The sequence below is a fragment of the Faecalibacterium prausnitzii genome (genome assembly GCF_003324185.1).
Lineage (GTDB): Bacteria > Bacillota > Clostridia > Oscillospirales > Ruminococcaceae > Faecalibacterium > Faecalibacterium prausnitzii.
Window position 1 is genome coordinate 1 of record NZ_PXUP01000068.1, and the last position, 954, is coordinate 954.

At 56.6% G+C, this 954-nt stretch carries 1 protein-coding gene; it reads right to left on the reverse strand.

Going from position 1 to position 954, the window contains the following annotated elements; genetic code table 11:
* On the reverse strand, positions 1-839 hold an 839-nt coding region (locus tag C7J97_RS14720; protein WP_147232778.1), incomplete at its 3' end, for a recombinase family protein.
* Between the last annotated feature and the right edge of the window lie 115 nt (positions 840-954).

Below are 954 nucleotides of genomic sequence, written 5' to 3' on the forward strand. Positions count from 1 at the left end.
CCACAGAACAGCTTGGTGGTCAGCAGATAGCTCACATCCTCTTTTGCAGGCCGACCATGGGCGATCCTGTTCTGCTCGAAACGCTGCTGCACACGGTCAAACAGGTCTTGGTCGATAATGGCCGGGATGCCGCCCGGCGTCACAATGTCCTTGTAGCGGTATTCGCCGATATAGCGGCGGTTGCGGAAGATCTGGAAGAAGCTGTTCTTCACGAACGGCTTCCCGGTGCGGGTACGCAGACCGCGCTCGTTCAGGGATGCTGCAATCTTCTCGGCCGGTTCGCCGTCGGCATACCGGGTGAAGATCTCCTGCACGATGGGAGCCGTCTCCGGGTCGATATGGTACAGCCTGTCCTCCTTGCCAATGGTGAAACCCAGCGGCACCACACCGCCGTTGTACTTGCACTGGAGGGCGTTTTCGCGCTCACCGCGCGCCACTTTCAGGGCAAGCTCGGCGGAATAGTATTCCGCCATGCCAATCAGCATACTCTCCACCATAATGCCTTCAGGCCCCTGCGAAATGGGTTCCATGGCAGACACCAGATGGACACCGTTCTTTTCCAGCTGGTACTTGTAGTTCACGGCATCGAATCGGTTCCGGGCAAAGCGGTCCAGCTTCCAGACCAGAACTACATCGAAGATTTTCTTCGCGCTGTCCTTAATCATCCGCTGAAAGTCTGGGCGGTCATCTGTCTTGGCAGAGTAGGCACGGTCAATGTAGGTGCCGACCACGGTGATGCCGTTCTTCTCGGCGTAGTCCTTGCAGTCGCGCAGCTGTCCCTCAATGGACGCTTCACGCTGGCTGTCGGATGAATAGCGGGCGTAGATCACGGCGGTCATGGTTGCACCTCCTTGGCGCGTATTCGACTTGCCTTTATAGTATCGGGTCAAGCGCAGCTTGTCAACAATCTGCGAGCAGATTGAAATGTGAAAATTGCGAAACGCAGCGAAAAAG